The organism is Spirosoma sp. 209 (assembly GCF_002006735.1).
Lineage (GTDB): Bacteria > Bacteroidota > Bacteroidia > Cytophagales > Spirosomataceae > Spirosoma > Spirosoma sordidisoli.
The window spans coordinates 349,356-373,445 of sequence record NZ_MVEC01000009.1 but is presented as its reverse complement, the minus strand read 5'-3'; the positions used below and the strand labels follow the sequence as shown (position 1 = coordinate 373,445).

Annotated in this window: 21 protein-coding genes; 12 read left to right on the top strand and 9 right to left on the bottom strand. The window is 58.0% G+C overall.

What is annotated here, in order from left to right; all coding sequences use genetic code 11:
• The first annotated feature begins 61 nt into the window (after positions 1 to 61).
• The 4 genes from crcB (at position 62) to B1C80_RS16865 (ending at position 6,749) form a co-directional block, all read left to right on the top strand.
• Positions 62 to 436: a fluoride efflux transporter CrcB gene (gene crcB, locus B1C80_RS16880; protein ID WP_077922357.1), complete on the top strand. Its 375-nt coding sequence runs from the start codon at positions 62 to 64 to the stop codon at positions 434 to 436.
• A 37-nt stretch (positions 437 to 473) separates the two neighbouring features.
• Complete coding sequence (locus B1C80_RS16875; protein ID WP_236648813.1) at positions 474 to 1,931, top strand: M14 family zinc carboxypeptidase; 1,458 nt, start codon at positions 474 to 476, stop codon at positions 1,929 to 1,931.
• A 212-nt stretch (positions 1,932 to 2,143) separates the two neighbouring features.
• The gene (locus B1C80_RS16870; protein ID WP_077922355.1) at positions 2,144 to 5,017 is read left to right on the top strand and encodes a TonB-dependent receptor; all 2,874 of its coding nucleotides are present in this window, start codon (positions 2,144 to 2,146) and stop codon (positions 5,015 to 5,017) included.
• A gap of 40 nt (positions 5,018 to 5,057) precedes the next feature.
• The gene (locus tag B1C80_RS16865) at positions 5,058 to 6,749 is read left to right on the top strand and encodes an IPT/TIG domain-containing protein (protein WP_077922354.1); all 1,692 of its coding nucleotides are present in this window, start codon (positions 5,058 to 5,060) and stop codon (positions 6,747 to 6,749) included.
• An 89-nt stretch (positions 6,750 to 6,838) separates the two neighbouring features.
• On the opposite strand, the gene B1C80_RS16860 is transcribed toward B1C80_RS16865, so the two are convergent.
• Positions 6,839 to 7,642 carry an SDR family oxidoreductase gene (locus tag B1C80_RS16860; protein ID WP_077922353.1) on the bottom strand — a complete coding sequence of 268 codons (804 nt, stop codon included), beginning with the start codon at positions 7,640 to 7,642 and terminating at the stop codon, positions 6,839 to 6,841.
• 63 nt (positions 7,643 to 7,705) lie between these two features.
• Here B1C80_RS16860 and B1C80_RS16855 point away from each other — a divergent pair, with 63 nt between their 5' ends.
• On the top strand, positions 7,706 to 9,031 hold the full coding sequence (locus B1C80_RS16855) for an NAD(P)/FAD-dependent oxidoreductase (RefSeq protein WP_077922352.1): 1,326 nt from the start codon (positions 7,706 to 7,708) through the stop codon (positions 9,029 to 9,031).
• Positions 9,032 to 9,312: 281 nt separating this feature from the next.
• Complete coding sequence (locus B1C80_RS16850) at positions 9,313 to 9,807, top strand: Rrf2 family transcriptional regulator (RefSeq protein WP_077922351.1); 495 nt, start codon at positions 9,313 to 9,315, stop codon at positions 9,805 to 9,807.
• A gap of 77 nt (positions 9,808 to 9,884) precedes the next feature.
• Here B1C80_RS16850 and B1C80_RS16845 read toward each other — a convergent pair whose 3' ends face one another.
• The 6 genes from B1C80_RS16845 to B1C80_RS16820 all read right to left on the bottom strand — a co-directional run bounded on the left by B1C80_RS16845 (position 9,885) and on the right by B1C80_RS16820 (position 15,466).
• A complete protein-coding gene (locus B1C80_RS16845; protein ID WP_077922350.1) occupies positions 9,885 to 11,429 on the bottom strand; it encodes a DUF4301 family protein in 1,545 nt (514 codons plus the stop codon).
• Positions 11,430 to 11,668: 239 nt separating this feature from the next.
• Positions 11,669 to 12,466 (bottom strand): amidohydrolase, encoded by a 798-nt coding sequence (locus B1C80_RS16840; protein ID WP_077922349.1) that lies wholly within the window; start codon positions 12,464 to 12,466, stop codon positions 11,669 to 11,671.
• A 61-nt stretch (positions 12,467 to 12,527) separates the two neighbouring features.
• Positions 12,528 to 13,100 carry a peptide deformylase gene (gene def / locus B1C80_RS16835; protein WP_077922348.1) on the bottom strand — a complete coding sequence of 191 codons (573 nt, stop codon included), beginning with the start codon at positions 13,098 to 13,100 and terminating at the stop codon, positions 12,528 to 12,530.
• Between the two features lie 83 nt (positions 13,101 to 13,183).
• Positions 13,184 to 13,603, bottom strand: coding sequence for a Holliday junction resolvase RuvX (gene ruvX, locus B1C80_RS16830; RefSeq protein ID WP_077922347.1), 420 nt, complete (start codon positions 13,601 to 13,603; stop codon positions 13,184 to 13,186).
• A gap of 142 nt (positions 13,604 to 13,745) precedes the next feature.
• Positions 13,746 to 14,336 (bottom strand): NTP transferase domain-containing protein, encoded by a 591-nt coding sequence (locus tag B1C80_RS16825; protein WP_077922346.1) that lies wholly within the window; start codon positions 14,334 to 14,336, stop codon positions 13,746 to 13,748.
• A complete protein-coding gene (locus tag B1C80_RS16820) occupies positions 14,336 to 15,466 on the bottom strand; it encodes an XdhC family protein (protein ID WP_077922345.1) in 1,131 nt (376 codons plus the stop codon). Before B1C80_RS16820 ends, B1C80_RS16825 begins: the two co-directional genes overlap by 1 nt.
• A gap of 124 nt (positions 15,467 to 15,590) precedes the next feature.
• On the opposite strand from B1C80_RS16820, the gene B1C80_RS16815 reads away from it, so the two are divergent.
• On the top strand, positions 15,591 to 16,250 hold the full coding sequence (locus tag B1C80_RS16815; protein ID WP_161492778.1) for an SDR family NAD(P)-dependent oxidoreductase: 660 nt from the start codon (positions 15,591 to 15,593) through the stop codon (positions 16,248 to 16,250).
• Here the strand turns inward: B1C80_RS16815 and B1C80_RS16810 are convergent, their stop codons facing one another.
• A complete protein-coding gene (locus B1C80_RS16810; RefSeq protein ID WP_077922343.1) occupies positions 16,251 to 18,431 on the bottom strand; it encodes a molybdopterin cofactor-binding domain-containing protein in 2,181 nt (726 codons plus the stop codon). It lies immediately after the preceding gene.
• Positions 18,428 to 18,934 carry a (2Fe-2S)-binding protein gene (locus B1C80_RS16805; protein ID WP_077922342.1) on the bottom strand — a complete coding sequence of 169 codons (507 nt, stop codon included), beginning with the start codon at positions 18,932 to 18,934 and terminating at the stop codon, positions 18,428 to 18,430. The genes B1C80_RS16810 and B1C80_RS16805 overlap by 4 nt, the downstream gene beginning before the upstream one ends.
• Before the next feature lie 98 nt (positions 18,935 to 19,032).
• Here B1C80_RS16805 and B1C80_RS16800 point away from each other — a divergent pair, with 98 nt between their 5' ends.
• The 5 genes from B1C80_RS16800 (at position 19,033) to nagB (ending at position 23,879) form a co-directional block, all read left to right on the top strand.
• Positions 19,033 to 19,533, top strand: a complete 501-nt coding sequence (locus tag B1C80_RS16800) for an NUDIX domain-containing protein (protein WP_077922341.1) — start codon at positions 19,033 to 19,035, stop codon at positions 19,531 to 19,533.
• Positions 19,534 to 19,574: 41 nt separating this feature from the next.
• Positions 19,575 to 19,982, top strand: coding sequence for a ketosteroid isomerase-related protein (locus B1C80_RS16795; protein ID WP_077922340.1), 408 nt, complete (start codon positions 19,575 to 19,577; stop codon positions 19,980 to 19,982).
• 5 nt (positions 19,983 to 19,987) lie between these two features.
• A complete protein-coding gene (locus B1C80_RS16790) occupies positions 19,988 to 20,587 on the top strand; it encodes a GNAT family N-acetyltransferase (protein WP_077922339.1) in 600 nt (199 codons plus the stop codon).
• Between the two features lie 58 nt (positions 20,588 to 20,645).
• Positions 20,646 to 21,803, top strand: a complete 1,158-nt coding sequence (locus B1C80_RS16785) for a Gfo/Idh/MocA family protein (RefSeq protein WP_077922338.1) — start codon at positions 20,646 to 20,648, stop codon at positions 21,801 to 21,803.
• Between the two features lie 117 nt (positions 21,804 to 21,920).
• The gene (nagB, locus tag B1C80_RS16780; RefSeq protein WP_077922337.1) at positions 21,921 to 23,879 is read left to right on the top strand and encodes a glucosamine-6-phosphate deaminase; all 1,959 of its coding nucleotides are present in this window, start codon (positions 21,921 to 21,923) and stop codon (positions 23,877 to 23,879) included.
• The last annotated feature ends 211 nt before the right edge of the window (positions 23,880 to 24,090 follow it).

Here is a 24,090-nt window from a genome sequence, read left to right as displayed (position 1 = left end):
AAAACCAATCGCCAGAGGCCATACAACGGTCTACGTTGGCCTTTTTCCTACATTTGCGCCCATGAAAGTCTGGATGCTGGTTTTCGTGGGAGGAGGGGCCGGCAGTTTGCTGCGGTACCTGACCGGGCGCATCATACCGGCCACGCTGACCCCTTCGCCGTTTCCGCTGGCTATTCTGGCCGTGAATGTACTGGCGAGTCTGGTGCTGGGCCTCGTGACCGGCTGGGCCATGGGCCGCACCACGGCTGAAGAAACCCGCCTGCTGATCGGCGTGGGGTTCTGCGGAGGGCTCAGCACCTTTTCGAGCTTCAGCAACGATACCCTGCTGCTGCTGCAAAACGGCCGCACCGGAGCCGCCCTGCTGAATATTGGCCTGAACGTGAGCCTGTGTCTGCTGGCATCGGCGGGTGGGCTGTCGCTGGGGCAGCGGCTTTGACGGCGTATCTTGCAGCCACTACGAACCCGGCATCACCATGAAACAGACGCTACTGGCTATTATTTCACTTGCCCTATCAATGAGTTCATCCATCCAGGCACAGGATATGGCGCGTCGGCTCCACGATGCGCACGATACGTATAAAGAAAAGACGTTTACCCACCGGCGGTTCAAGCATCGCGACATAGTGCCGCTGCTGAACGCGCTCAAAACGCCCCTGTCGGTTAGCCAGGTGGGTGAGTCGCTCGAAAAACGCAGCATCAACCTGGTTAAGGCCGGTACCGGATCAACGAACGTGCTGCTCTGGAGCCAGATGCACGGCGACGAAGCGACGGCGACCATGGCCCTGTTCGACATCTTCAACTTCCTGAGCGCGAAAAACGACGGTTTCGATGAACTGCGGCAGGCTATCCTGAGCCAGATTACTATCCACGCAGTCCCCATGCTCAACCCCGACGGCGCCCAACGGTTTCAGCGCCGTACGGCGACCGACATCGACATGAACCGCGATGCGCTCCGGCTGCAAACGCCCGAAGGCGCCCTGCTCAAAAACCTGCAGCAGACGCTCCGGCCGCTGGTAGGCTTCAACCTGCACGACCAGAACCCGCGGTACAGCGTAGGCAAGACCGGTAAGCAGGCGGTGGTGTCGTTTCTGGCAACGGCCTACGACGAAGACCGGAACGTAAACGACGTTCGGCAGCGGTCGATGCAGCTCATTGTGGGGATGAACCGGGTGTTGCAGCAGTTCGTGCCGGGGCAGGTGGCTCGGTACGACGATGAGTTCGAGCCGCGGGCCTTCGGCGATAACATTCAGAAATGGGGTACAACCCTGATTCTGATCGAGTCGGGCGGCTACCTGGGCGATTCTGAGAAAATGGCGATCCGGCGGCTCAACTTCGTCTCTATCCTGACGGCGCTCAAAGCCATTGCCGACGGGTCGTACAGACAGGAGCGGACTGAAGACTACCAGGCCATTCCGGAAAACGGACGGGCGCTGTTCGATCTGCTGATCCGCAACGTCACTCTGGTGCGCGAAGGCCGTAGTGTTACCGTCGATGTGGGTATAAACCGGTACGAAGAGAATCTCGACTCGGCCCGAGCCTTTGGCTACAAAAGCAAAATTGAAGACATCGGCGACCTCTCGACCTTCGGCGGGCTGGAAGAGATCGACGCTACCGGGCTGACCCTGACCCCCGCGCGGCTTTATAGCGATACCCTAGATACGCCTGCCAGCCTCCGAAAGCTCGATCTGGCCGCGCTATACAAAGAAGGAATTACGGCGTTTCGGGTGCGGCAGGCAAAAAAAGACACCTTGCCAACGCAGCTGGTTCACCTGCTCGTTGACGGCAAATTACCGGCCCGGCCGTTGCAGCTGGGCCAGATTCCGACCTTCCTGCTCCGGCGTGGTAACCGCATCGAGTATACTATTGTCAACGGATTCTGGAATCACGACCCGATTAGTCCAATAATAAAGGCGAACGGAATTGCCGAATAAACGGTGGTTTTTTGGCACGAAGACCGAATAAGTATTGGTTTATGTACATATTTGCCGAACAATACCTATTCAATAGGATTTTAATTGCAATTATTTGATAATCAACAATTTACGACTGTATCTAAACATAATTCAAGCGTAACAATGGCGTAACGTTGGCGTAATATTGGGCGGGTAGCTTTGCAGCGCAAATGCGACTCCAAACAAGAAATATGAAACCAACTGTATTATCACTCTTACTGACGTTCCTGTCAACGGTCTGTCTGGCGCAGACCGGCTCCGTGCAGGGACTGGTCAAAGACGCCAAAACCAAAGAAGCACTCATCGGTTGTACGGTCCGCATCGACGGAACCCAGATCGGCGCCACCACCGACATTGACGGAAAGTTTACGCTGGCCAACGTGCCTGCCGGTACCCAGAAAGTCGTTATCTCCTACGTTTCGTACAAGACCAAAGAAATTCCGAACGTTCGGGTCGAGTCGGGGAACACCACCGCCATCGATACGGAACTTGACGAAGAAGGCAAATCGCTGCAGGAAGTGGTTGTTCGGGCCAACCGCGCTACCAACACCGAAGTAGCCGTTATCACCGAAATCAAGCAGCTCAAGCCACTGGCCGTCGGTATTTCGGCCCAGCAGATCCAGAAATCGCAGGATCGCGACGCGGCTGCTGCCATCCGGCGGGTGCCGGGCATCAGCATTGTCGACAACCGCTTCGTGCTGATCCGGGGCCTGGGAACGCGCTACAACTCCGTACTGATCAACGATGTGATTACGCCCTCGACCGAAGTTGAGTCGCGCTCGTTCTCGTTCGATATCGTACCCAGCAACATCCTCGACCGGATGATCGTCTACAAATCGGGTGCGGCCGAACTCCCCGGCGATTTTGCCGGTGGCGTCATCAAGATATACACCAAGCGCCGGCCCGACCAGAACTTCACCGACGTAGGCTTTACTATCGGCTACCGGCCCGGTACGACCTTCCGGACGGCACAGACCCACGACCGGGGTGGTTTGAGCGTGCTGGGGCTCTGGAACAAAGACCAGCAGATTCCAACCAGTTTCCCGGCGCGGGCCAATGACTTCAACGCCCTGAATGCCGCCCAGCGGGCCGGTTACGCCCGGCTGCTGCCCAACTCGTGGGGCCTGCGCCAGGTGTCGATTGCGCCCGATGTTCGACTGGCAATCAATATGGGACGCCGGTTCGACCTGGGCAACACCCGCGTTAGTAACCTGACCAGCATCAACTACAGCCTGACCAACCAGTACGCCGACATCGACCTCAGTATCTACCAGAACGGGGCCACGGCAAACGACGTGTTTGAGCGGTACGACGATGCCAACTACCAGCGGCAAACCCGACTGGGGGTACTTCACAACTGGACGTTCCGTTTCAACCCCCGCTTCACGCTGGAGTGGAAAACCCTGTTCAACCTGCTCAGCTCGACCGAAACCCTCAACCGGATGGGCCAGCGCGTTATCGACGGTGTCGACGTACAGGCGTTCTCGGAGCGTTTTGAAAACCGTAGTATCGTCAGCACCCAGGTATCGGGCGAGCATTCGCTGAGCGAGCTGTCTAAATTTAACTGGATCGGTGCCTACAGCTACTCGGGCCGGTGGGAGCCGGACTGGAAACGGGCGCGTTTTCAGCGGCAAAGCGACAGCGGTCAGCCTTTTGCGGCCGTAATTCCGAACCAGCCCAACCCCATCGACAACGGCCGGTTCTTCTCGACCCTGAACGAGAACGTCGTATCGCTGATTGGCAACTACGAGCATACCTTCGGCAACCCAACGGATCGGGAGCCTAACCGCATCAAAGCCGGTATTTACGGCGAGCAGCGCAACCGGACGTACTCGGCCCGTTTCTACGGCTATGAGCGGGTGAGCAATGTGTCGCAGGAGATTACCAGCCAGCCGATCAACACCATTTTCGACGACCGGAACGTAACGGGTCAGCCGGGCGGGCTGTCGCTGCTCGACGGTACCAAGGATCTCGACTCCTACGAGGGTATCAACACCTACGGCGCGGCCTACGTGCAGGGCGACGTAAACCTGGGCTCACGGCTGAACCTGACGCTGGGATTCCGGGGCGAGTTCAACAACCAGACCCTGCGGTCGGATATCAACCTGGTACGGACGGACCTGGTAGACCGGAGCATCTTTAGCCCGCTGCCTTCGCTCAACGCCATCTACAAACTGAACGACCGGCAAAACCTGCGACTGGCGTACTCGGCTACCGTAAACCGGCCTGAGCTGCGCGAGCTGGCTCCGTTCACCTACTTCGACTTCAACCTCCTGGCCGACGTTCGGGGTAACCCGTCGCTGACGACCGCTACGATCCAGAATATCGACGCCAAGTACGAGTTCTATCCAACGCCCAATGAGGTGATTTCGGTAACGGGCTTCGTGAAGCAGTTCAGCAACCCCATCGAAACATTCCTGCTGCCAACCGCCAACGGCCTGGGCTACACCTTTATCAACGCCCGGTCGGCCCGCAACTACGGCGTAGAGATCGAAGTCAGAAAAAGCTTTGCCAACGCATCGAGCGTTTTCCTGCAGAACCTGCAACTGGTTGGTAATGCCTCGTTCATCAACAGCCGCATCGACCTGGGGCAGACCGTTATCGGGCCCGATCTCAGTGGCCGGATCGGACCGTATGACCTGACCAACATTCAGTCGGCCGAGCGGCCACTGGCCAACCAGTCGCCCTACCTGATCAACGCCGGTGCTTACTATGCCGATCCGGTGTCGGGCTGGCAGGCCAACGTGCTCTACAACGTAGCCGGTCCCCGAATTTTTGCGGTGGGTAACCAGAACCAACCAACCGTTTTCGAGATGGCCCGGAACGTAGTTGACCTGAATATTTCAAAGACATTCAAGAAGCAGTATGAGGTTCGGCTGGGTATACAGGATATCCTGAACGCACCGTTCCGCTTCGCCCAGGACTATAACGACGACGGCAAAATCGGTAAGGACGTAAGCTCGCTGAACGCCACCGCCGACCAGAACGTGCGCGTATTCCGCCGGGGTCAGTACGTCACGCTAACGGGGGTATACACCTTCGGTCGGCGCACGATAGTGCCTTAAGACAATATCCCAATAAACGTAAACCAAATCTGTGTTAGTTATGAAGTTTATGAAACGCTGGCAGTATTTGCTGCTTCTGATAGCGGGCGTGTTTGTCGCTGTGTCTGCCTGTACGAATGATGAAACGCCGGCTCCGGTAACCAGCATTACCAGCATCAGCCCAACCTCGGCCCCCGTTGGTTCGACGATTGTTATTACAGGAACGAATTTCAACACGACGCCAGCCAGCAACAGTGTAACTTTCGGAACCGTACCTGCCCAGGTTGTGTCGGCAACGCCCACGCAACTGGTCGTTACCGTTCCGGCTAACCCAGGTAACCCCATTTCGGTAGCGGCCAACGGCCAGACGGCCCAGTTCAGCGGTCAGTTTTCGCTGGCTAACAAACCAGTTGTTGAAGTAGCCACCAGCATCACAGCCAATACGACCTGGACGGCCTCCAACGTCTACCTGATTCGTGGATTCGTTTACGTCCGGTCCGGCGCTACGCTCACCATTCAGCCCGGAACGATCATCAAAGGGGGCGGCCCCGCTACCGACCCGTCGGGCCAGAGCCGGGGTGGTACGCTGGTTATTCAGCCGGGTGCCCGGATCGAAGCCAGAGGTACCGCGTCGCAGCCCATTGTCTTTACCTCGAATGCGGCTCCTGGTCAGCGGAAGTACGGCGACTGGGGCGGTATCGTCCTGATCGGTAAAGCGCCTACCAACCGGCCCAGCGCTACTACCTTTGAAGGCGGTATCGAAGGAACCTTCGGTACGTTTAACGAGCCGACCGACAACTCCGGCACGCTCCAGTACGTCCGGATCGAATTCCCTGGTATTGCCCTGACAACCACGTCGAACAGCGAAATCAACGGCCTGACTCTGTACGGCGTCGGTTCGGGTACCACCCTCGATCACATCCAGGTTTCGTACAGCGGTGACGACTCGTTCGAGTGGTTCGGCGGTACGGCCAATGCAAAGTACCTGGTCGCATACCGGGGTTTTGACGATGACTTCGATACCGACTTCGGTTTCATTGGTAAAGTACAGTTTGCGCTTTCGCTGCGCGATCCGAACGCGGCCGACCAGTCGGGTTCGAACAGCTTCGAGTCGGACAATTTCAACCCGGGCGAAAATACAGCCGCTCAGGGTCCGGCAGCGCCTAACAACGGTTTGCCACTGACGCAGCCCGTCTTCGCCAACGTAAGCTCGTTTGCGTTCCAGAGCGCGCCCAATACCAACCCAACGTCGGGTGGTAGCGGTGCGTACCAGTCGGCCATGCACCTGCGCCGGAATACGGCCATCAGCATCTACAACTCAGTATTTGCGGGCTGGCCGGAAGGGCTTCGTCTGGACGGTACGGCTACGGGTACGCTGGCTAACGTAAACTCGGGGGCGCTCGACCTGCAGGGCGTTACCATTGCCAATGCGTTGACGCCGGTTCGGGGCGCTGCGGCCATCACCAACGATCAGGCCACGACATTCTTCAACACGACGGCTAAAAAGAACACGATCGTTGCGTCGTCTGACGTGGCTGCGCTGCTCAACGCCCAGTCGTTTAACCTGACCACGCCTAACTTCCTGCCGCCGTCGGGTTCGGCGCTGCTGGTAGGGGCCAATGCCGCAACGGGTGGCAAACTGGCCGATTCGTTCTTTACGGCCGCTCCGTACCGGGGTGCGTTCAACGGAACCGACAACTGGCTGGCTACCTGGACCAACTTCGATCCGCAGAATACTAACTATGACCGCTAGAATCGGTCATTCAGTAACCGAGCTTACTTAATTTTATATTGGTGTCGCACGAAAGGGCCGGGGCTTTGCACCGGCTTTTTTCTTGCCCGTTACCGCAGCTGCTGTTGCCGGGCCAGTCCTTTTCTGATCAGGCGGTTGGTTAGCGCCAGGCCCAGTTTCGGAAACAGATTACCGATTTTGCCGAGCCAGCCCCGGCTGTTGGGGATCATGATCTCGAGCTGCCTGCGCGCGATCGCCTTCTGCAGTACGGCCCGTTCCACATCCTGTACGGTCAGTACCCGGCTTCCTGAGAAAGACAGGGCGGCTTCGGGCCGGCCGAGCTGCTGGGTCAGCATGTCCGTATCGACCAGGTCGGGACAGATGACTGAGACCGCCACGCCCTGCGGCCGCAGTTCGCCCGCGGCTGCCAGCGAAAAGGCCCGAACTGCAAACTTCGTAGCCGAATAAATGCCCAGGCCCGGTACGGGGGCCAGCCCCGCCAGCGAAGCTATATTGATGATATGGCCCGTTTGTTGCCGAATCATCAGCTCGGCCAGGTAACGCGTACCCAGCATGACGCCTTTCAGGTTGACGTCGACCATAAAGTCGATATCTTCCTGGGTTATGGTTGCCACGTAGCCTGGCCGGATTACCCCCGCTATGTTCAGGCCGATGTCGATGCGTTGCCAGCGGTCGAGCGTTTGGCGGATAACGTACTGCCAGTCGGTTTCGGACCGCACGTTGAGCGGCAGCAGCAGCGTTCGATCGGCTGGCCAGTGGTCGGTTCGGGCGGCCTGGTGAAGCTGGCTGATGGCTACGTCGGTAGCGGCAACGCTGTAGCCTTCGCGCAGCAGGACACCCGTCAGGTGGCGGCCTATACCGCTGGCACAGCCGGTCAGTAAGCATATTTTCATAAATTTCGTTACCTTCGTTAGCTAAGATCGGTATAAAAATATATACGTATAGTGCAAAATGGGATGAATGAACAGGCAACAGCTGCCGTCTGTATCATCGGAGCGGGATCGTCGGGTATCGTAGCCGCCAAAACATGTCACCAGGCTGGTATCCCCTTCGACTGTTTCGAGAAAGGATCGGGCGTGGGCGGCAACTGGCGCTATAATAACGATAACGGCCTGTCGTCGGCTTATCGGTCGCTGCATATAAACACCAACCGGAACGTAATGGCCTACGCCGACTATCCCATGCCGGCCGAGTACCCTATGTTTCCGCACCATAGCCAGATCATCCGCTACTTCGATAGCTATGTCGATCACTTTGGCTTCCGGGACAAAATCACCTTCAGAACCGCCGTAACCGACGTTAGCCGCACCCCAGACGGCCGTTATATGGTTACGACCGATACGGGCCGGACGCAAACCTACAGCCACGTGGTGGTGGCCAACGGCCATCACTGGAACCCGCGCTATCCGGACCCGCCTTTTCCGGGTACGTTTGCCGGCGAAACCATGCACTCGCATGATTACAAGGTTCCGGAGCAGATTTGGGGGAAGAAGCTGCTGATCGTCGGCATCGGCAACTCGGCCGTTGATATCGCCTGCGAGGCCGCCCGGCAGTATGGCGACCATGGGGTGACGATCTCGACGCGTAGTGGCGCCTACATTATTCCCAACTGGCTGATGGGCCTGCCGTTCGATTCACTGGCCAATCCGCTCACGAGCCGATTACCGTTGTCTATCCAGCGGAGGCTGCTTGGCGTGTCGCTCTGGCTGGCGCGGGGGCGGCAGGAAAGCTACGGTGTTCCCAGGCCCAACCGGCCCATGCTCAGTGAACACCCGACCATTTCGCAGGATTTGCTGAATCTGGCCGGCCGCGGGCTGATCCGGTTCAAGCCCAATATACAGCTTTTCGACGACCACGATGTCGTGTTTGACGATGGTAGCCGCGAGTCGTTCGACCTAGTGATTTTTGCTACCGGCTACCGAGTATCGTTCCCCTTTTTCGGGCAGGATTTTTTCAACGTCGAAGACAGCAATGATCTGCAATTGTACCGGCGTGTAATTCATCCCGACTATCCGGGCCTGTATTTTCTGGGCCTGCTCCAGCCCCTTGGCGCCATTATGCCGCTGGCAGAAATACAGGCAATTTGGATTTCCCGGTTAATACAGAGATTTTGCAGACTACCAGATCGACAGGTGATGGTACAAGCTATCGATGAAGAGGCCAGGCGAAACCAACGTAGGTACACGCAATCGGCCAGACACACGTTACAGGTTGATTTTCACCAGTATAAACAAGTGATTGAGCGCGAAATGAGGAAAAATAAAGGCGTGTCAGTGCATTAAAAAAAAACTTGCCCGTTACTTATCTGACAGAGTCACGTCAAATACCCAATTAAGTCGATGAACTTTTAGGCAATAAGAATACGTTTGGCTATAAACCCAGGGGGAGGTGGTGTCGAAAAGGTGTGTGTGGCGGAAGGAGTGTAGCTGGATTTGTGTAAAAAATACTCAACTTTGCGACGGGTCGACAACCGTTTAGTTGGCCAATTAATTTTTCAACGAACCCACATCGGATAAGTAATTTTACCCAATAAGTTTACACAACCCTCTTAGTCACCGTAACGATGATCTCTAAGAAAGCCAAGTATGCCATCAAAGCTCTAAAGGTTTTGACAGAAGAGTACGGGAAAGGACCTGTGCTTATTTCCTACATCTCAGCGAAAGAAAGTATCCCCAAAAAATTCTTAGAGGCTATCCTGCTGGAGTTGCGGAATCATGGCATTCTGCAAAGTCAAAAGGGAAAAGGAGGGGGCTATCTGTTGCGGGTCGATCCGGGTCGGGTTAATCTGGCTCAGGTACTTCGGGTCATCGACGGCCCTATTGCACCAACGCCCTGCGTATCGTTCAACTTCTACGTGAAGTGCGACGACTGTACGGACGAGGTGACCTGCGCCCTGAAACCGATTATGGAGCGTGTTCGGGATGCGAACCTGGGCGTTTACGAAAACACAACCCTGCTGACGTTCCAGAATCCGGAATCGCTGGTGACCAAAGAAATTTCGATTGGCTCGAAAGCTGCCGATATAGAAGAGACCTCGGTTGGCCGTATGTCGGCTTAGCTGAAGGATCGTACCTCATAAATCAGTAAGGCGACTCCATTCCCGGGGTCGCCTTACTGATTTAGGGCTGATAAAACTTATTCGTCGGCCGGCTGGTGCTCTTTGCGGAGCAGATCGTTGACGGTTTTGACCGGGTTGAACGTGATCAGCGGCACCTCCACAAAAATGGTGTTCCAGTCGGCCATGGCACCGTTCCAGAGGCCCGGCAGCTCCTGCGCTTTCAGGTCCTTGCCATCTTTCGACTTGGCCGTAATGAAGCCGGTCAGCGGATCGCGGAAGGCGGGTAGGTCGAACTTGCGGCCGTGGTGATCTTTCAATCCACAAACCAGATCGACCGGGTTGAAGTGGGTAGCCGTATCGAAGATCTCTTTCTGCTGCGGGTTGGTCAGGTCGATCTGGGCCGACTCAACGACCTGCAGCGATACTGACCCGTCTGCATTGCGGGCCCAGAAGGGGCCACCCCCCGGTTCGCCGACGTTCTGCACCATGCCACACACGCGAATGGGCCGGTTCAGTTTCTGCCGGAAGTAGTCGACTTTTTCGGCTTTGGCGAGACTCTCGAAGCCATCGGGCGGGAGTGTGAACAGCGTCCGGCGAAATAGCTCGTCGGCCTCGGCCAGGTAACCGTCGCTGACGTCGGATGCGTCGGCGCCTTCCAGCAGACTTTGTAGCCGGGCCACCCGCTGCTGCGCGTCGAGCAGAACCGCGGCCAGCACTTTCTTATAGGTAACAGTCGTTTCCTTGATCTCGTCGGGCACTACGTTATCAATGTTCTTGATGAACACAACGTCGGCGTCGATGTCGTTCAGGTTCTCGATCAGCGCGCCGTGGCCCGCCGGGCGGAACAGCAGCGACCCATCCGGGTTTCGGAACGGGCTGTTGTCGGTATCTACCGATATGGTGTCGGTTGCTTTCTTCTGCTCGGAGAAGCTAATATCGAACGTAACGCCCAGCCAGGCTTCGTAGTCGGCTTTTTCCTGGCTGATCAGCTCCTCGAACCGGGAGCGGTGCTCGGGCGATACGGTAAAATGAATCCGGACGGTACCGTTTGAGTTGGCGTAGGCGGCTCCTTCGACCAGGTGCTCTTCAACGGGCGTGCGGGCTCCGTCGGGATACTGGTGAAACTTGAGCAGTCCTTTGGGTAGGCTGCCGTAGTCCAGGCCATCGGCCATGAGCAGAAAATGGAGCACGGTTTGCCGGGTAGCCGTGTCCCACCTGCCTTCGGTCACGGTCTCGTCGAGGTCGACGCCGTTTTTGGCCAGTGCCGCTTTCAGGTCATCGTAAAACGCAAAATCGGGCAGACGGGCAAACACCTCATCGGCCGATTTGTCGGATTTGCCATCGAGGGCAGCAAAGAGCGACTTGAACATGCGGGTGGCCGCGCCCGAAGCCGGCACAAACTTAACCAGATCCTTATCCTGGGCGGCCTGGTCGAACTGGTGAATATAGGTCGTTATCTGCTCGTCGGGAACGCGGATAATACCATCGCCAATGGTGGCGGCTTTGATTACATTGAGGTACGGAAAACCCTGAACAAAATGCTGTATCTGTTGGTCGATCTGCTCGAGCGAGACGCCCTGCGCCCGAATCTGCTCCTGGTCTTGTTCGGTGAATTGTGTCATACAGGCAAAGAAATAAGTCAGTAAGAAAGGTTGGCAAGTTGGGTGTTTCGACAACGTTACGCAAGTCAAATGTAGCAGAGTCTTCTGTACGGTCTGTTCTTGATCGATAAGTAGCCGGTAGGGTAATGTCGGTATATTAGGGGGCGTCTGCTTCCTGCTCCGCCCACGTTGCCGGTTGAGATGAGCCCGGAGATAGCTACAACTTTCCGCAGATCCAAAACGAAAAAGCAGCGGCTCGGCTACCGAATCTCAAAGAAGTCGGCATCCAGATGGGCGGGAAAGCGCTCCCGGAACTCACGCAGTTCGTCGAGCGAGATCGTCTGCTGGTGTAGCCCTTCGGTATCCGACTGCCGGAACAGCACATCGCCCCTGGGGTCGATGATGGCTGAGTCGCCAGTATAGGGATGCCCGTTTCCATCGGTGCCGACGCGGTTGACGCCAACAACGTAGCTGAGGTTTTCGATGGCGCGGGCCTGCAGGAGGGTGTTCCAGGCATGACGCCGGGCGGCTGGCCAGTTGGCTACGTACAGCAGCAGATCGTAGTCAAAGGCGGCCGGATTACCAGTCGGCGACGGGGCGGGGGTGTTGCGGCTCCAGACCGGGAAGCGGAGGTCGTAGCAGATGAGCGGACAGATGCGCCATCCTTTCCAGGTTTTGACCAGTCGGCGGTTGCCGGCGGTGTAGATGCCGTCTTCGCCCGCCATCCGGAACAGGTGACGTTTATCGTAGGTGTCGAACTGGCCGTCGGGCTGCATCCAGACCAGCCGGTTGTAGAAAGCCGACCCCTCGCGTACGACGTAACTGCCGGTGACGACGGCCCCCGTTTGAGCGGCCATCTGCTTCAGCCAGCGAAACGTGGTCAGGTTCATGGGTTCCGCTACGGCGGCCGCGTCCATGGTAAACCCGGTCGTGAACATCTCGGGCAGCACGATCAGGTCTGTCGGTTCGGGCAGGGTCATGATCCGTTCCTCCAGCATAGCGCGGTTGGCTACCGGGTCCTGCCAGTATAAGTCGGGCTGAAGGAGGGTGAGATGCATACGGAGGCAGGAAAAAAACCGGGAGAAGCTGAATGGGTTCTTTTCAGGTCCTCCCGCTTCTTTATTTCGGAAATTTCATCTTGTACTCGGCGTCGGTTTTGCCCCTAGTGATGTCGGCCAGTTTTTTCCGGATGAGCTGACGGCGCAGGCTGGGCAGATAATCGGTAAAGAGCTTGCCTTCGAGGTGGTCGTACTCGTGCTGGATGATACGGGCGGCCATCCCGTCGTATTCTTCTTCGTGCTCGTTCCAGTCGGTGTCGAAGTAGCGGATAACGATAATTTCGGGCCGTATCACCTCGCCCCGAATACCGGGAATACTCAGGCAACCTTCTTCAAACCCCCAGTCTTCGCCCGCTTCTTCAATGATTTCGGGGTTGATGAACACCTTCTTGAAGCCGACAACGCTCTGGTCGATATCTTCTTCTTTTTCGTCTTCGTTCAGCACCTGGCCATCGGCCACAAACATCCGGACACTCTGGCCGATCTGCGGTGCGGCCAGGCCAACGCCCGAAGCTGCATACATGGTTTCAAACATATTCTCGCTCAACGCTTTCACGTCGATTGAGCCGGGTTCAATGTCTTTCGCCCGCTTCCGGAGTACCGGATCGCCATAGGCAACGATAGGGAGGATCATATAGTTAATGATGAACGATAAACGATGAATGAGGGTCGTTGAACGAGGCTGTGTTGAGTCATTCGCGGGCCACCTTTCACGGCTTATCCTTCTTTTTTACTTTCCATATACGACTGGAGAATGATGGCCGCACTGACTTTGTCGATGTTTCCTTTCTCGCGTCGATCTTTTTTGCTGCTTCCGCCCGCAATCATGGCCTGTAGCGCCATCTGGGACGTAAAGCGCTCATCATGCCAATAAACCGGAATGTCGGGCAAAGCGTTCTGCAAATGCCCCACGAACTTCCGCACCCGGGCCGCGTTCTCCGAATCCGTGCCGTCGAGCCGCTTAGGCAATCCAACGATAAATGCTTCTACCGGCTCCCGCTGTACATAGGCTTTGAGGTACTTGATCATCTCGTGCGACGGTACCGTTTCGAGCGCCGACGCAATCAGTTGCAGCGGGTCCGTCACGGCAATACCGGTGCGTTTCTGTCCGTAATCAATTGCCAGCAGTCGAGCCATAGTGGTGCAAAGATACAAGATATGTAGAGACGCGACCCCTCGCGTCTCCTGCGCGTCAGCAATTGGGTTGACTTACTGACTGTTAGGATTGCGGGCGAGCTGGTTCATGGCTGACGTGTATGAGACGCGAGGGGTCGCGTCTCTACGGGGGGCATTGCCAGGCGGCCAGGTCCTGGGGGGTGTCGAGGTCGATGGCGCCCAGGGGAAAGGAGACGATGGCGCAGTCGTCGGTGTGCTGGCGGATCAGTTTTCGGGCGCCAGCATCGCCGGTGAGCTGCTGAAAAACAGGCAGGTAGTGCCTGTCGAACAGGGCCGGTACGCCCAGGTGATCGGCTTCGCCGTACTGGCAGGCCACGATGCCTTTGCCGGTTTCCTGGTGAGTGCTGATGAGTTGCCGCAGCAGGTCGGGCGTAACGTATGGCTGATCAGTCAGCATGACCAGGAAGGCGTCGATCGGCTGGTCGGCGAGGGCGGTCAGGCCCGTCCGCAACGAAGACCCCATTCCTTCGGTCCAGGCGGCATTGACGACGGTCTGGACCGGAACGTCTGTCAGCTCAGCCCGGACCAGGTCCGCGTTGGCACCGATCACCACAACGACCGGCGCCGTAGGTACGGATAGGGCCATCGTGGCCATACGCCGAACCAGCGACTGGCCTTCGTACTGTACTAACTGTTTGGGCTGACCCAGCCGGCTCGAACTACCCGCGGCCAGCAGCAGCGTGGCGACTATCATTAGCGGGTGGTAACCGGATTGGCGTTGCCCGACTGGCGCTCGTGAATAGGCCCGCTTTTGTCTTTCAGAAAGCCGCCCGATCGTTTCGTAAAGAAGGCCCGTACTTCGGCAATGATCGACAGGGCGATCTCGTCGGGCGTTTCGGCGCCGATGTCGAGGCCAATGGGCGCGTGAACCCGCTCCAGCCCGTCGTCGTCGAAAATCAACCCATCTTTTTCGAACTCGGCCTGCATCTTCTCGAAGCGTTTGCGCGGGCCGAGCATCCCGATATACGGCACATCGGTAGCCAGCAGGGCCTGCAATACGGCTTTGTCGTAGTTGAAGTTATGCGACATCAGCACGGCTGCGGTACGGTTGGTGATCGTCAGCTGGTCGAGCACGGCTGCGCGGTCGGCGTAGAGTACGCAGGTCGCCACCGGAAAGCGTTTGGGCGCCAGATGGGCCACGCAATCGTCGGTGACGGTAACGGCCCAGCCCAGATCGCGGGCCAGCCGGGCTACGGGCACCACGTCGTAGCCCGCGCCGAAAATGACCAGCTCGATGCCGGGGTCGATGCGTTCGATAAACACCTGAACGGCGCCCGATCCTGTTTCGGCCGCCCGGGTCAGGGGTTTGCCGACGGCGAGTACCTCCTGCATATCGTCGACCAGCCAGTCGGGAGCCGTATTTTCCTGCGCGGTCAGCACAAAGCGGGCGCCGGGTGCCAGATCCGGCGTTTCGCTGCTGAGTACGGTAGCCAGCGCCCGTACGTCGCGTTTCTGAACAAACTCATGCAGCACCGCTACCGGGTGGTTCGGATCGGCCGGGTCGATGGGTTCGATCAGAACGTCGATGATGCCGTTGCAGCCCAGACCAACGCCGAAGCTGTTGGCGCCGTCGTCCATCGTATCGTAGGTAACCACCATCGGTTGCCGATCTATCATCACCTGCCGGGCTTTGCGGAGAGCGTCGCCTTCCAGGCAGCCCCCGCTAATGGCTCCTTCCCAGCGTCCGTCGTCGGTAATGAGCATACGGGCCCCCGGCCGGCGGTACGAGGATCCTTCGACCCACACCACCGTCGCCAGCGCGGCTTTGCGCTCCGAAAAGTTGATCTGGTTGAAGACGTCGACAATGCGGGTTATCTCTTTCATAAATGCCTTGAATTTGTATCATAAACAACCGCAAACGGACGGTGGTGTTTATGATAACGATGGATGGGTACTATATTACCTGACCATTAAAAACAGATCAATCAACCGTAAACTCCAGACTGATATGCCTGTTAAACTTTGCGTAATCGTTGGTGCCGGACCCGGTATTGCGCTGGCCGTAGCCAACCGCTTTGGCCGCGAGGGCTATTCATTTGCCCTGATTGCCCGGCGGCAGGAAGCCCTGGACAGCTACGTAGCCGGGCTGGCGGCTGCGGGCATCAGCGCGCAGGGCTATACCGCCGACATTGCCGACTTCGACGCCCTGGCCGCTACCCTGACCCGCATTCAGCAAACCCAGGGCGACGCTGACCTGCTTCTCTACAACGCGTCGGAGTTCCTGTCTGGTACGCCAACCACCTACGAGCCGGAGTCGTTCATGCACAGCCAGCGAATCTGCTTCGGTGGCCTGGTTGTAGCGGTGCAGGCCCTTGTGCCGCAGATGGAGCGCCGGGGCGGGGGCACGATCCTGACCACGGGGGGCGGTTCGGCTTTCAACCCAACGGCCGCGTCGACGGCGCTGTCGGTGGGTAAGGCAGGCCTGCGTAACCTGACGCTGGGCCTGGCCGACGAGCTGGCCCAGCGTCCGATTCGGGTGGCAACCCTAACCGTAAACGGTGCGGTACAGCCCGGCACCCACTTCGACCCGGTTCGGATTGCGGAGGTGTTCTGGGAACTGGCTCAGCAGCCCGTTGCCACCGGCGAACGCGAACGAATATACCAGTAGCTAGACCGCGGCCAGATCGAACGGGAGCCGCCGAATCCGCTTGCCGGTAGCGGCAAAGACCGCGTTGGCCAGGGCCGGTGCCAGCGGGGGCAGGCCCGGCTCGCCAACCCCTTTGATGGTTGGGCCACCGTCGGCGAGGATGTGTACCTCAACGGTGGGCATCTCGTTGATCCGCAGCATGCGGTTGGTGTCGAAGTTGGTTTGTACGGCCTGGCCGTGGGCAAAGGTAATGCCGTCTTTGGTAGCCGCCGTGAGCGCCATCGCTACCGAGCCTTCGATCTGCGCTTTCACGGCGTCGGGGTTGACAACCGTACCCAGATCGATGACACAGTATACTTTCTCGACCTTTACCGAGCCATCGGTCCGTTTCGAGACTTCAACGACCTGCCCGGCCAGCCCGGCAAAGAACTCCCACTGCGCTACGCCCCGGCCCCAGCCCGCCGGCAGGGGTTTGTCCCAGCCCGATACCTCGCGGAGTTTGGTCAGCACGCGTTTGGTGTCGGAGTCTTTGGTGAGCATCGACAGCCGGTACGCCATGGGGTCCTGACCCGCTTTGTGGGCCATCTCGTCGAGGAAACACTCGTGCGAAAACGCCAGCGTCGAACTCGTCACCGACCGCCAGTAGGTCAGCGGAATCTGAATGTCGGCATGTACGTAGCGGGTGTTCAGGTTCGGAATTTCGTATTTCTGATCGCCGGTGCCTTCGAGCATGGTGCCGTCGGGCTTGGTCTTGTCGTACTTCGCGTCCATCGTGGCGTCGATGGACGGCGAAATGACCTTATGCTGCAGGGCTATGGCTTTCCCGTCGGCCGAGAGGCCCGCGCGCAGGGCCGAGAACGTCATGGGGCGGAAGGGCCCCTGGGTGGTGTCGTCTTCGCGGGTCCAGACCAGCTTTACGGGTTTGCCGGTGGCTTTGGAGAGCAGAGCCGCTTCGGTGGCGTAATCCTGCGTCAGCCGCCGGCCAAAGCCTCCGCCGTTGAACAGCACATGGACCGTAATATTCTCTTTGGGTAGGTTCAGCACCCGCGCCAGTTCATCCTTGACCAGATCGGGCCCCTGGGCCGATACCCAGACTTCTACCTTATCCTGGGGTTGCCAGTGGGCCAGTGCGTTCATAGGCTCCATGGTCGAGTGGCTGACGATGGGCGTCTCGTAGAAGGCTTCGAGTTTGGTGGGGGCTTCGGCAAAGGTTTTGTCGAAGTCGCCTACGTTATGGCCCGTGATGCCGTCTGCCTGAGCCAGATCGCGCAGTTTTTTTTCGTAATCGACGGAGTTGAACTGATCGAGTTCTTTGGTATCCCACTGCACCCGGAGCGCCTTCCGGCCCTTCAGGGCGGCCCAGTACGAGTCGGCTATGACGGCCACGCCCTCGTAGCGGTTCTTGTTCAGCACCCGCTCTACCCGAACAACGTTCTGCACGCCTTTTTGCCGGGTAGCCTGGCTGGCATCGTAGCTGATCAGCCTGCCGCCAATGACCGGGCATCGCTCAACCGACGCGTAGACCATGCCCTTCACGCTGGCGTCGATCCCGAACTGGGCTTTGCCGGTTACCTTGAGCGGTATGTCGGGCCGGGGCATCGGTTTGCCCAGCATCCTGAAGGTAGAGGGGTCTTTCAGCGTCGGCTCTTTCGGCACGGGCAGTTTAGCGGCTGTTTCGGCCAGCTGACCATAGGTGAGTTTACGGCCGGTCGGTTTATGGGTCACTATGGCCCGGTCGGCTTCGCACTCGCCAACGGGAACGTTCCATTGCTGGCTGGCGGCCTGCCGGAGCATCTCGCGGGCCGACGCGCCTACCTGCCGCAGGGCTTTGTACTGACCCCGCACCGAGTAGCTGCCGCCCGCCGTTTGCGGGCCGTACTGGGGGTCGCCGTTGGTTTGCCGGATCGTAACCTGGTCGAGCGAAACGCCCAGCTCTTCGGCCATCAGCGCTGGCAGCGACTGGTAGGTGCCCTGACCGATTTCGGGTACGGGGTTCAGCAGCGTGATTCGGCCCGACGGCTCGATCTGGATGTAAGGTGTCAGCCCAAATGAGGGGGCCGGTGCTGCGCCCGGTACGGTACTCAGGTTCTGAACGGCCGCTTCGGTAGACGACAGACCCAGGGCAAAAGCCGCACCGGTGAGGCTGGCCGCTTTCAGGAAATGCCGACGGTCGAGGGTGGGTTGGGTAGTTTTCTGGCTCATCGCTTACCGAGTTTAGGCGTTGACTTCAGGGACTTGGGCGCACTGCTCAGGTCGGCCGATGCGGTATGAATGGCGGCCCGAATGCGGGTATAGGTGCCACAGCGGCAGATATTGCCCTGCATGGCCGCGTCGATGTCTTCGTCGGTGGGTTTGGGATTCTGTTTGAGCAGCGCCACCGCACTCATGATCTGGCCCGACTGGCAGTAGCCGCACTGGGGTACCTGATGAGCTACCCAGGCTTTCTGAACGGGGTGGTCGCCGTTTTTGGCGATGCCTTCGATGGTGGTTATCTTCTGTCCCGCCACGGCCGATACCGGAACGCTGCACGAGCGGGTAGGGGTGCCGTTGAGGTGAACCGTACAGGCACCGCACTGGGCAATGCCACAACCGAATTTGGTGCCGGTCAGGCCAACTACATCGCGGATGGCCCAGAGCAGCGGCATATCGGGGTCCACGTCGAGCGTGTGGGGTTGATTATTGATGGTAAGTTTTAAGGTAGCCATGGTGATAAGGGCGTTAGCGTAGCGAAAGTTAGCGAGATTCAACGAAAATTTACGGACACAAAGCCCGTACTTTCGGCCTCTCTATCCGTTATCGGTTTATGCCCAAGATGAACTACTGCCCGCAGTGTGCCAGCCCGCTCGTGAAAGGGGAGGCCAGCGGGCGCGAACGCCTGATCTGCTCCAAACCCTGTGGCTACATTTATTACGATAATCCGCTGCCCGTCGTGGGTGCCATTGTCGAGTATGATAACGACACGGTGGTGCTGACGCAGAACATTGGCTGGCCCGCCGAGTGGTTCGGCATCGTAACGGGCTTTCTGGAGCGGGACGAAGCCCCCGCCGAAGCCATCCTGCGCGAGATCGAAGAAGAGATTGGCCTGACCGACGCCCGTATTGTGGAGTTTCTGGGGATCTACCCCTTCTTTCAGCGCAACGAAATTATTTTCACCTATCACGTTCGGGCTACCGGTACCATCCGCATGGACGAAACCGAACTGCAAGCCATTAAGCTGGTGCCCATCAACGAGCTGAAACCCTGGCCCTTCGGTACCGGACCTGCCGTAAAGGAGTGGCTGGCTAAGCGCGGTATTGTTCGCTGAGCCACGCGGCTCCCTATCTTTGCGGCTCAACGTCAGAAACTATGACCGCCAACGAGACCGTTACTGCCTACTACGACGCGTTTAACCGGAAAGACTGGACCGCCATGCTGAACCTGCTGCATCCCGACGTGCGCCACGATGCCAACCAGGGCTCAACCCATGTCGGAAAAGCGCTGTTCGAGCAGTTTTTGCAGCATATGGATGAATGCTACGATGAAACGCTGACCGACATCGTCGTAATGACCGAGCCTACCGGGCGCCGGGCTGCCTGCGAATTTGTTGTCAACGGCGTTTACAAAAAAACCGACGGCGATCTGCCGGCTGCTACCGGGCAAACCTACGTGCTGCCGGCCGGGGCCTTTCTGGAACTTACCGACGGACTCATCAGCCGCGTAACGACCTATTACAACCTGCCCCTCTGGGAGTCGCTGGTGTTGGGTAAAAACTAGGCCCCATGCCCGCTACGCTCACCTTCAGCCGGATCTACGGCCCCGCCATCCGCACCGTACTGACCGAACTGGCCAATTTGCGGATTACCGTATTCCGTGATTTCCCGTACCTCTACGAAGGCACTCCCGACTACGAGAAGAAGTACCTCGAGACCTACATGCAGAGTCAGCGCTCGCTGCTGTTTGCGGCCTATGCCGACGACCGGATGGTAGGCGCTACCACCGCCCTGCCGCTGACCGACGAGACCGACGAGGTACAGGCCCCCTTTCGGCAGGCCGGCTACGCTCTCGATGAGGTGTTTTACTTTGGCGAGAGTATTCTGTTGCCCGACTTCCGGGGGCGGGGGCTGGGGCATCGGTTCTTCGACGAGCGCGAAGCCCACGCCCGGCGGTTCGGTACCTACCGGCTCACCTGCTTCTGCGCCGTTGAGCGGCCGTCTGACCACCCCCTGCGTCCGGCCGGTTACCAGCCTCTCGATGCATTCTGGACCAAACGGGGCTATCAGCGCGACCCCGCCTTACGCAGCGTTTTTCACTGGCCCGACCTGGACGAAACCGAGTCGACGCCCAAGCCGATGGTCTACTGGACCCGGCCGCTGCGCTAAGGTTTTCTAACACAATGGGCGGCTGGCGGTTGTTTCTTACGGATACAACCCATACGCTATGAATACAACCGCACCGGCAAACGCTGCATCGACTGATCGTGAATTAGGTATTGGTGTCATCGGCATGGGCGGCTTCGGGCTGTTTGCCGTTCAGCAGTTTCTGCAAACCCCCAACACCCGGCTGGTGGCTATTGCCGGGTCGAGCCGCGACGAAGCCCACCGCACGGCCCGCCGGTTTGGTGCCGATATGCTCGACAGCCTCGACGCGCTGGTCAACCACCCCGATGTCGACGTGGTGTATATCGCTACCCCGCCGTTCATGCATTACGAACAGGCAATGCTGGCCATCAACGCCGGGAAGCACGTCATCTGCGAGAAACCCCTGGCCATGAATCCCGAAGAAGGCCGGGCCATGATCGAAGCCGCCCGGCAAAAGGGCGTGCTGATGGTGACAAACCTGATGCAGCGCTACAACCCGATGTATGCCCGCATCAAACACTTGATCGATAAAAACCTGCTCGGCGATTTCCTGCACGGCTATTTCGAAAACTACGCCGGCGACGAAGGCCTCGCGCCCGAGCACTGGTTCTGGGACCGCAGCAAGTCGGGCGGTATTTTTATTGAACATGGTGTTCATTTCTTCGATCTGTTTGCGGGCTGGCTCGGTAAAGGCACCGTTGTGGCATCGCAGGTGATCAAACGGCCCGGCCTCTCCGACCTCGAAGACCAGGTACAGGCTACCGTTCAGTACGGCGACGATACGATCGGCCGGAAACTGGTCAATTTCTACCACGGCTTTACGCAGACCGGGCGCATGGACCGGCAGGAGATGCGGCTGCTGTTTGAGCGGGGCGATATTACCCTGCACGAATGGGTGCCGACCCGGATGGTGCTGCGGGCGGTTGTCGACGAAGAAACCAGCCGCGAGCTGATGACGCTGTTTCCGGGGGCGCAGCTGAACGTAACGGCCAATATTTCGGGCAAGGACAAACCCCTGCGCGGCCGGTTCAAAACGTTCGATGCGTATCAGCAGGTAGAAATCCGATTCGGTTTCGAGCAGGAAAAACAGCACCTGTACTCCGAACTGCTCCGGCTCATGTTCCGCGATCAGGTCAGCGGCATCAAATACCCCGATACGCACCGCATCATCTCGGAAGAGAATGGCCTGGAGTCGCTCGAAACGGCCGCGCAGGCCGATCGGCTGGCGCGTCAATAATTAGCTCGCTGCTAAGGGGCTAGTATTTGTAAAAAATTTAAAAATATTCGGTTCTCTCAAAAAACTACTCAAATTTTTTTGACCTTTGTGCTGTCTTACTAACCCTCCGCGCAGCGCATGATTACGGAGTCAACACTACTCGACAATCCGGACGGACAAATCCCCGGAGCTCCTTTACAGTCGGCAATTACGTACGAAAAAATTCCGACGCACATTTACGCCGATGCCAAAGATGCCAGCCGGGCCGTGGCGCATGAAATTGCCGACCTGATCCGGCAGAAGCAAAGCGAAGGCAAACCCGCTATACTGGGTCTGGCAACGGGCTCGTCGCCCAAAACGGTATATGCCGAACTGGTTCGGATGCACCGCGAAGAAGGCCTGAGTTTCCGGAACGTAGTCACGTTCAACCTCGATGAGTATTACCCCATGGAACCCGATTCGCTGCAAAGCTACTGGCGGTTCATGCGGGAGCAGCTCTTCGACCATGTCGACATACCGGCCAACAACTACCACGTGCCCGACGGAACCGTTGGTCCGGATAAGGTGGCCGAGTTTGCCAAACAGTACGAAGCTCAGATCGAAGCCGCCGGCGGACTCGATTTCCAGCTGCTGGGTATTGGCGGTAACGGCCATATCGGCTTCAACGAACCCGGCTCGCTCATCAACTCGCACACCCGCCTGATGATGCTCGACAACTCGACCCGGGCGGCAGCGTCGGGCGATTTTGGTGGTCTGCCCAAGACCCCGCGTAAAGCCATCACGATGGGGGTTGCCAGCATCCTGAGCGCCCGGCGGGTGGTACTGCTGGCGTGGGGTGAACGCAAGGCACCCGTTATCCGTGGCGCCGTTGAAGGCCTGGTAACCGAACTCAATCCGGCCTCCTACCTGCAAACCCATCCCAACGCGCTGTTCGTCATCGACGAGGCTGCCGCGTCGGAGCTGACCCGCATGAAGACGCCCTGGCTGGTCGACTCGGTCGTTTGGGATAACAAGATGCGCAAAAAGGCCGTCACCTACCTGTCGCTGGCGCTGGGCAAACCCATTCTGAAGCTGACCGACCGCGACTACAACGACAACGGGATGAGCGACCTGCTGGCCCAGTCGGGTCAGGCGTATGACATCAACATCGATATTTTCAACCAGCTTCAGCATACCATCACGGGCTGGCCGGGCGGCAAACCCAATGCCGACGATACCAACCGGCCCGAGCGGGCTTTACCGGCTCAGAAACGCTGCCTGATTTTCAGCCCCCACCCCGACGATGATATTATCTCGATGGGCGGTACGTTCCAGCGGCTCGTTGACCAGGGCCACGAAGTCCACATTGGCTACCAGACATCGGGTAACATCGCCGTGGCTGATGACGAAGCGCTGCGGTTTGCCGATTACGTGGTCGATTTCAACGATAAATTCGGGATCAACAGCCCCGAAGCACACCGGATCTTCAAGGATGCAGCCGCGTCGCTGCGCGATAAGAAAGATTCCGAGATGGATACCGCCGAGGTACGCTACGTGAAAGGGCTGATCCGCAAGGGCGAGGCCAAGTCGACCTGCCGGTTTGTGGGTATCCCGGTCGAGAACGCGCACTTCATGAACATGCCGTTCTACGAAACGGGTAAAGTGGCCAAGAAGCCACTCAGCGAAGAAGATATTCAGATCACGATGGCGCTGATCGAAGAGATCAAGCCGCATCAGATCTACGCTGCGGGTGACCTGGCCGATCCGCACGGTACGCACAAGGTTTGTCTGGACGCCGTTCTCGAAGCCGTTCGTCGGTTGAAGAACAAAGCGTTTATGGCCGACTGCTGGGTATGGCTCTATCGGGGCGCCTGGGCCGAGTGGGATATCCACGAGATCGAAATGGCCGTACCGATGTCGCCCGATCAGGTTATGAAAAAGCGCCTGGGTATCTTCAAACACCAGTCGCAGAAAGATGGCGTGGTCTACCAGGGTACCGACTCGCGCGAGTTTTGGCAGCGCGCCGAAGAGCGTAACCGCGCTACGGCTGGCCTCTACAACCGACTCGGCCTGGCCGAATACGAAGCGATGGAAGCGTTTGTCCGCTGGCATTTCTAAGCGCTGACAAGACTCCAGTAACAAACGAGCCGCTCCTGAACCAGGGGCGGCTCGTTTGTTTAGGCCCGGTTTAGTGCCTTTGCGAAAGGCAAAAGGGACATTCGCTGGCTTCTTTGTTATTAAAATTCATAAATACATACGTTATGATATAAAATTTAGATATAATTGCGTCATTATATAATAGTTGTATTATAGCCTTCATCAACCCCGC

Coding starts and splice junctions, on each gene's coding strand:
- crcB (WP_077922357.1), top strand. CDS start 62: ATGAAAGTCTGGATGCTGGTTTTCGTGGGAGGAGGGGCCGGCAGTTTG.
- B1C80_RS16875 (WP_236648813.1), top strand. CDS start 474: ATGAAACAGACGCTACTGGCTATTATTTCACTTGCCCTATCAATGAGT.
- B1C80_RS16870 (WP_077922355.1), top strand. CDS start 2,144: ATGAAACCAACTGTATTATCACTCTTACTGACGTTCCTGTCAACGGTC.
- B1C80_RS16865 (WP_077922354.1), top strand. CDS start 5,058: ATGAAGTTTATGAAACGCTGGCAGTATTTGCTGCTTCTGATAGCGGGC.
- B1C80_RS16860 (WP_077922353.1), bottom strand. CDS start 7,642: ATGAAAATATGCTTACTGACCGGCTGTGCCAGCGGTATAGGCCGCCAC.
- B1C80_RS16855 (WP_077922352.1), top strand. CDS start 7,706: ATGAATGAACAGGCAACAGCTGCCGTCTGTATCATCGGAGCGGGATCG.
- B1C80_RS16850 (WP_077922351.1), top strand. CDS start 9,313: ATGATCTCTAAGAAAGCCAAGTATGCCATCAAAGCTCTAAAGGTTTTG.
- B1C80_RS16845 (WP_077922350.1), bottom strand. CDS start 11,429: ATGACACAATTCACCGAACAAGACCAGGAGCAGATTCGGGCGCAGGGC.
- B1C80_RS16840 (WP_077922349.1), bottom strand. CDS start 12,466: ATGCATCTCACCCTCCTTCAGCCCGACTTATACTGGCAGGACCCGGTA.
- def (WP_077922348.1), bottom strand. CDS start 13,100: ATGATCCTCCCTATCGTTGCCTATGGCGATCCGGTACTCCGGAAGCGG.
- ruvX (WP_077922347.1), bottom strand. CDS start 13,603: ATGGCTCGACTGCTGGCAATTGATTACGGACAGAAACGCACCGGTATT.
- B1C80_RS16825 (WP_077922346.1), bottom strand. CDS start 14,336: ATGATAGTCGCCACGCTGCTGCTGGCCGCGGGTAGTTCGAGCCGGCTG.
- B1C80_RS16820 (WP_077922345.1), bottom strand. CDS start 15,466: ATGAAAGAGATAACCCGCATTGTCGACGTCTTCAACCAGATCAACTTT.
- B1C80_RS16815 (WP_161492778.1), top strand. CDS start 15,591: ATGCCTGTTAAACTTTGCGTAATCGTTGGTGCCGGACCCGGTATTGCG.
- B1C80_RS16810 (WP_077922343.1), bottom strand. CDS start 18,431: ATGAGCCAGAAAACTACCCAACCCACCCTCGACCGTCGGCATTTCCTG.
- B1C80_RS16805 (WP_077922342.1), bottom strand. CDS start 18,934: ATGGCTACCTTAAAACTTACCATCAATAATCAACCCCACACGCTCGAC.
- B1C80_RS16800 (WP_077922341.1), top strand. CDS start 19,033: ATGCCCAAGATGAACTACTGCCCGCAGTGTGCCAGCCCGCTCGTGAAA.
- B1C80_RS16795 (WP_077922340.1), top strand. CDS start 19,575: ATGACCGCCAACGAGACCGTTACTGCCTACTACGACGCGTTTAACCGG.
- B1C80_RS16790 (WP_077922339.1), top strand. CDS start 19,988: ATGCCCGCTACGCTCACCTTCAGCCGGATCTACGGCCCCGCCATCCGC.
- B1C80_RS16785 (WP_077922338.1), top strand. CDS start 20,646: ATGAATACAACCGCACCGGCAAACGCTGCATCGACTGATCGTGAATTA.
- nagB (WP_077922337.1), top strand. CDS start 21,921: ATGATTACGGAGTCAACACTACTCGACAATCCGGACGGACAAATCCCC.